Below are 5,206 nucleotides of genomic sequence, written 5' to 3'. Positions count from 1 at the left end.
CTTCGCCATCGACGGCAGCGCCAATCTCTCGGCCCGCCCGGTGTTCGTGAAGGCCAGCGGCAAGTTCGACGCGCTCGACCTCAATACCCTGCTGCCCGAGACGGCCTCGGCCGGCACCGCCCCGGGTGCCGGCACGCCGGCACCGGCCGACGCGCCGGTGGACCTCGCCGGCCTGCGCGCGCTGGACGCGGAAGTCGCGCTGCGCGCCGGCAGCCTGGTGTTCCGCCAGTACCGCATCGCCGATGCACGCATCGAGGCCAAGCTCGACAACGGCATGCTCAAGGTGCCGGTGCTGCAAGCCAAGGCCTGGGGCGGATCGCTCGACGCCAACGCCCTGGCCGACGCACGCGCCAGCCGAATCGCGGTGAAGGCCGTGGCCACCGGCGTCAACGTCAATGCGCTGCTGAAGGACGTGGCGGCCAAGGACATCCTCGACGGCACCGGCCGCGTCAACCTCGACGTCGACACCACCGGCCGCACGGTCGGCGAACTGCGCTCGAAGCTGCGCGGCAACGCGGCGCTGAACCTGCGCGACGGGGCGATCAAGGGCGTGAACCTCGCCAAGACGCTGCGCCAGGCCAAGGCCGCGCTGACGCTCAAGCAGGACGCGGTGGAGCAGGCGAAGCAGACCGAGAAGACCGACTTCTCCGAACTCAACGCCACCTTCCAGATCGCCGAGGGCGTGGCGCGCAACAACGACCTCGACGTCAAGAGCCCCTTCCTGCGCCTGGGCGGCGACGGCGCCATCGACATCGGCAAGGGTCGCATCGACTACACCGCACGCGCCACCGTGACCGGCAGCGCCGCCGGCCAGGGCGGCGCCGAGCTCGCCGCGCTCAAGGGCCTGACGGTGCCGGTGCGCCTGACCGGCCCGTTCGAGGCGATCGACTGGAAGGTGCAGTGGTCGGCGGTCGCGGCCGGCGCGCTGCAGAACAAGGTCGAGGACAAGCTCAAGGAGAAGCTCGGCGCCAAGCTGGGCATCGCCCCGGCGGAGCCCGGCGCCTCCGCGCCGAAACCGAAGGACGTGCTGAAGGAGAAGCTGTTGAAAGGGTTGTTCAAGTGAGCGGCACTCAGGGCGACCTCGAGGTGCGCATCGCGGCGCTGCACCTGCATCCGGTGAAGTCCTGCTGCGGCATCGCCGTCGACGAGGTGCTGGTCATCGAGACCGGCTTCGAGTTCGACCGCGCCTGGGCGGTGGTCGACGAGCGCGGTGTGGCCGTCACCCAGCGCGAGCTGCCGCGCATGGCGCTGATCCAGCCGACGCTCAAGCACACCGACATGGTGCTACGTGCGCCGGGCATGCTCTCGCTGCACGTGGCGCTGGACACGGTGGAAGCGCCGGTGAAGGCCACGGTGTGGAACGACACCGTCAAGGCCTACGACATGGGCGACCTGGCGGCGCAGTGGTTCAGCGACTTTCTCGCACGCAAGCTGCGCCTGGTGCGCTTCGACCCCGAGCAGCGCCGCCTGGCCAACCCGCGCTGGACCGGGCCGATCGAGGCCGAGACTGCGTTCGCCGACGCCTACCCGCTGCTCGTCACCAGCACGGCCGGGCTGGCCGAACTGAACCGCCGCCTCGCGGCCGCCGGCCACGCCGCGGTGACGATGCAGCGCTTCCGCCCCAACCTCGTGCTCGACGGTCTCGACGCGAATGGCGAAGACCACCTCGACGAGATCGTCTTCGACGCGCCGGAAGGCCCGGTGCGACTGAAGCTGGTGAAGCCCTGCGACCGCTGCACCGTGCCCGACGTCGACCCCGCCACCGGCGTGCCCGGCCACGCGGTGGGCGACACGCTGAGCGCCTACCGCGCCGATGCGCGCCTGGACGGCGCGATCACCTTCGGCATGAACGCGGTGATCCTCGAGGGCATCGAAGCGACGCTGAAGACCGGCATGACGGGGCAGGCCAGCTTCAAGTTCGCGTGAGCCGGCTCGCCAACGGGCAGCTGTTCGCCGTCTGCGTGCTCGTCTGGGGCACGACCTGGTACGCCATCACCTGGCAGATCGCCGACCTCGCGCCGGAGATCGGCGTCGCGCTGCGCTTCGCGCTGACCGGGGCCTCCGTGCTCGGCTTCGCCGCCTGGCGCGGCATGCCGCTGCGCTTCGGCGCGTTCGATCACGCCCGCTTCGCGCTGCAGGGCGCGTTCATGTACGGCGTCTCCTACGTCTGCGTGTACCACGCCGAGCAGCACGTGGTCTCGGGGCTGGTGGCGGTGGGCTACTCGGCCTCGCCGCTGATCGTCTCGCTGGGCGCGCGACTGGCCTTCGGCGCGCCGCTGTCGGGCCGGTTCCTCGCCGGCGGCGTGGTGGGCCTGATCGGCGTCACGCTGATCTTCTGGCCGGAGATCGCCAAGGCGCCGGCCGGTGCGGGCAGCACGCTCGGCGCGGTGTTCACGGTGGGTGCCGTGCTGCTGTCGGCCGTGGGCAGCCTCTCGGCCAGCCGCAACCGCCACCACGGCCTGCCCTTCTGGCCGGCGCTCGGCTTCGGCATGCTGTGGGGCGCGCTGGCCAGCCTGCTGCTGGCCGCGGCGCTCGGGCGAGCCTGGTCGATGCCGCTGAACGCGGGCTGGTGGCTGTCGCTGCTGTACCTGGCGCTGGCCGGCTCGGTGATCACCTTCGCCTGCTACTAGACGCTGCAGGACCGCCTCGGCCCGGGGCCGGCCGGCACCATCGGCGTGATGACGCCGCTGCTGGCGCTGGTCGTGTCGCTGCTCTTCGAGGGCTACCGGCCGGAGCCGATCACTTTCGTCGGTGCCGCGCTGGCGGTGGCGGGCAACGTCGCGATGCTCAGGCCCGCCGCGGCGGCAGGGGGATGAACTCGGTCTCGCCGGGCACCGGCGGGAAGCGCTGAGCCTCCCAGTCGTCCTGCGTCTGCACGATGCGCTCGCGGCGGCTGGCGACGAAGTTCCACACGATGAAGCGCCGCCCCAGCGGCGCGCCGCCGACCATGACCACCCGCGCCCCACCGCGGGAGTGCAGCAGGGGCTGCGAGCCGGCCGGCAGCACCGCCAGCGTGTGCGGCGGCACGCTGGTGCCGCCGATCTCGATCTCGGCGTCGACGCTGTACACGGCGCGCTCCTCGGCCGCATCGGGCAGTACCAGCGAGCCGCCCGAGGCCAGCGCGATGTCGACGTAGAGCGTGGGCGACAGCGTGGCCACCGGCGAGCTCAGGCCGAAGGCCGTGCCGATCAGCACGCGCACGGCGGCCTCGGGCAGGTTGTGTTCCGGCAACTCGTGCGCGGCGTGGTGCTGGAAGGCCGGCTCGTCGTCCTCGTGCGCCTCGGGCAGCGCGCACCACAGCTGCAGGCCGTGGCTGCGCCGCTCGACGCCGCGCAGGTCCTCGGGCGTGCGCTCGGAGTGCACGATGCCGCGGCCGGCAGTCATCCAGTTGATCGCGCCGGGCTCGATGCGCTGCACCACACCGGTGGAGTCGCGGTGCAGCATCGCGCCTTCGAACAGGTAGGTGACGGTGGCCAGGCCGATGTGCGGGTGCGGGCGCACGTCGTGGTTGTCTCCGGGCCGCGCGGTGATGGGGCCGAAGTGGTCGAAGAAGAGAAAGGGCCCGACCGCCTGGCGCGCCGCCGAGGGCAGCAGCCGGCGCACGACGAAGCCGCCGCCGAGGTCGTGGGTCTTGGGTTCGATCAGCTGCAGCGGCGTCGTCATGGCCGGGCCAGTGTAGGCCGGGCGCCTAAAATCCGCAGCTTGCCCGCGCCGTCGCGCGGTCGTCTTCCGAAAGTCACCCATGAGCCTCAAGTGCGGCATCGTGGGCCTGCCCAACGTCGGCAAGTCCACCCTCTTCAACGCCCTGACCAAGGCCGGCATCGCTGCCGAGAACTACCCGTTCTGCACCATCGAGCCCAACGTCGGCGTGGTCGAGCTGCCCGACCCGCGGCTCGACGCCCTGTCGGCCATCGTCAAGCCCGAGCGCGTGGTGCCGGCGATCGTCGAGTTCGTCGACATCGCGGGACTGGTGGCCGGCGCGAGCAAGGGGGAAGGCCTGGGCAACCAGTTCCTCGCCCACATCCGCGAAACCGACGCCATCGTCAACGTGGTGCGCTGCTTCGAGGACGAGAACGTGATCCACGTGGCCGGCAAGGTCGACCCGATCTCCGACATCGAGGTCATCCAGACCGAGCTGTGCCTGGCCGACCTGACCACGGTGGACAAGTCGCTGGCCCGCTACACCAAGGTGGCCAAGGCCGGCGGCGACAAGGAGGCGCAGCGCCTGGTCGACGTGCTCAACAAATGCCAGGCGGCGCTGAACGAAGGCAAGCCGGTGCGCAGCCTCGACTTCAGCAAGGAAGAACTGGTGGTGCTCAAGCCGCTGTGCCTGATCACCGCCAAGCCGGCGATGTTCGTCGGCAACGTCGACGAGCACGGCTTCGAGAACAACCCGCTGCTCGACAAGCTGCGCGCCTACGCCGAGGCGCAGAAGGCGCCGGTGGTGGCCATCTGCGCCAAGACCGAGGCCGAGCTGGCCGACATGAGCGACGAGGACAGACAGATGTTCCTCGCCGAGATGGGCCAGACCGAGCCGGGCCTGAACCGGCTGATCCGTGCGGCCTTCAAGCTGCTCGGGCTGCAGACCTACTTCACCGCCGGCGTAAAGGAGGTGCGCGCCTGGACCATCCACGTCGGCGACACCGCGCCGCAGGCCGCCGGCGTGATCCACACCGACTTCGAGCGCGGCTTCATCCGCGCGCAGACCATCGCCTTCGACGACTTCGTCGCCTACAAGGGCGAGCAGGGTGCCAAGGACGCCGGCAAGATGCGCGCCGAAGGCAAGGAGTACGTCGTCAAGGATGGCGACGTGATGAACTTCCTGTTCAACGTCTGAGCCACGGCAGCGCCGCCAGCGTGAGCGCGGCGAAAGCAGCGCCGGCCGCGAAGGTGGCAGGCGCCCCGATCCCCTGCCACAGGGCGCCTGCCACCGCGCTGGCCGCCAGCATCGCCAGGCCGGCCACGAGGTTGAACACGCCGAACGCGGTGCCGCGCAGGTCTTCCGGCGCGGTGGCGGCGACCATGGCGGCCAGCAACCCCTGCGTCATGCCCATGTGCAGGCCCCACAGGGCGACGCCGGCCAGAAGCGCCGGCCAGCCGCTGGCGGTGGCCAGCACGACAGCGGCGGCGATCAGCGGCTGCAGGCCGAGGCCGAGCAGCCGCGCGGGGTCCGTCGTGTCGGCCAGCTTGCCGAAGGGGTAGGCGC

Annotated in this window: 7 protein-coding genes; 5 read left to right on the top strand and 2 right to left on the bottom strand. The window is 71.1% G+C overall.

The annotated features are described in order from the left end of the window. The 4 genes from AB7U92_RS21405 to AB7U92_RS21390 form a co-directional block, all read left to right on the top strand. Positions 1-1,063: AsmA family protein (locus tag AB7U92_RS21405; RefSeq protein ID WP_428581814.1), on the top strand; the 1,063-nt coding region annotated here is incomplete at its 5' end. After that, complete coding sequence (locus AB7U92_RS21400) at positions 1,060-1,926, top strand: MOSC domain-containing protein (protein WP_428581811.1); 867 nt, start codon at positions 1,060-1,062, stop codon at positions 1,924-1,926. The genes AB7U92_RS21405 and AB7U92_RS21400, both read left to right, overlap by 4 nt. Further along, a complete protein-coding gene (locus AB7U92_RS21395; RefSeq protein ID WP_428581808.1) occupies positions 1,923-2,630 on the top strand; it encodes a DMT family transporter in 708 nt (235 codons plus the stop codon). The genes AB7U92_RS21400 and AB7U92_RS21395 overlap by 4 nt, the downstream gene beginning before the upstream one ends. Before the next feature lie 48 nt (positions 2,631-2,678). After that, positions 2,679-2,816, top strand: coding sequence for a hypothetical protein (locus tag AB7U92_RS21390; protein ID WP_428581805.1), 138 nt, complete (start codon positions 2,679-2,681; stop codon positions 2,814-2,816). Here the strand turns inward: AB7U92_RS21390 and AB7U92_RS21385 are convergent. Next, positions 2,788-3,663, bottom strand: a complete 876-nt coding sequence (locus AB7U92_RS21385; protein WP_428581802.1) for a pirin family protein — start codon at positions 3,661-3,663, stop codon at positions 2,788-2,790. The genes AB7U92_RS21390 and AB7U92_RS21385 overlap by 29 nt on opposite strands. A gap of 79 nt (positions 3,664-3,742) precedes the next feature. Between AB7U92_RS21385 and ychF the strand changes: the two genes are divergently transcribed. Continuing rightward, complete coding sequence (ychF, locus tag AB7U92_RS21380) at positions 3,743-4,837, top strand: redox-regulated ATPase YchF (protein WP_428581799.1); 1,095 nt, start codon at positions 3,743-3,745, stop codon at positions 4,835-4,837. Here ychF and AB7U92_RS21375 read toward each other — a convergent pair. Next, a partial coding sequence (locus tag AB7U92_RS21375; protein WP_428581796.1) for an MFS transporter occupies positions 4,827-5,206 on the bottom strand: 380 nt, incomplete at its 5' end. The two genes, ychF and AB7U92_RS21375, sit on opposite strands and share 11 nt — an antisense overlap.

Origin of the sequence: Piscinibacter sp. (assembly GCF_050175855.1) — a bacterium.
Taxonomy (GTDB): Bacteria; Pseudomonadota; Gammaproteobacteria; order Burkholderiales; family Burkholderiaceae_C; genus Piscinibacter.
This window is presented reverse-complemented; position numbering and strand designations above follow the sequence as displayed.

Excerpts from the sequence above, each read along its gene's own strand:
- AB7U92_RS21390 (WP_428581805.1), top strand. The coding sequence starts at position 2,679 with ATGACGCCGCTGCTGGCGCTGGTCGTGTCGCTGCTCTTCGAGGGCTAC.
- ychF (WP_428581799.1), top strand. The coding sequence starts at position 3,743 with ATGAGCCTCAAGTGCGGCATCGTGGGCCTGCCCAACGTCGGCAAGTCC.
- AB7U92_RS21385 (WP_428581802.1), bottom strand. The coding sequence starts at position 3,663 with ATGACGACGCCGCTGCAGCTGATCGAACCCAAGACCCACGACCTCGGC.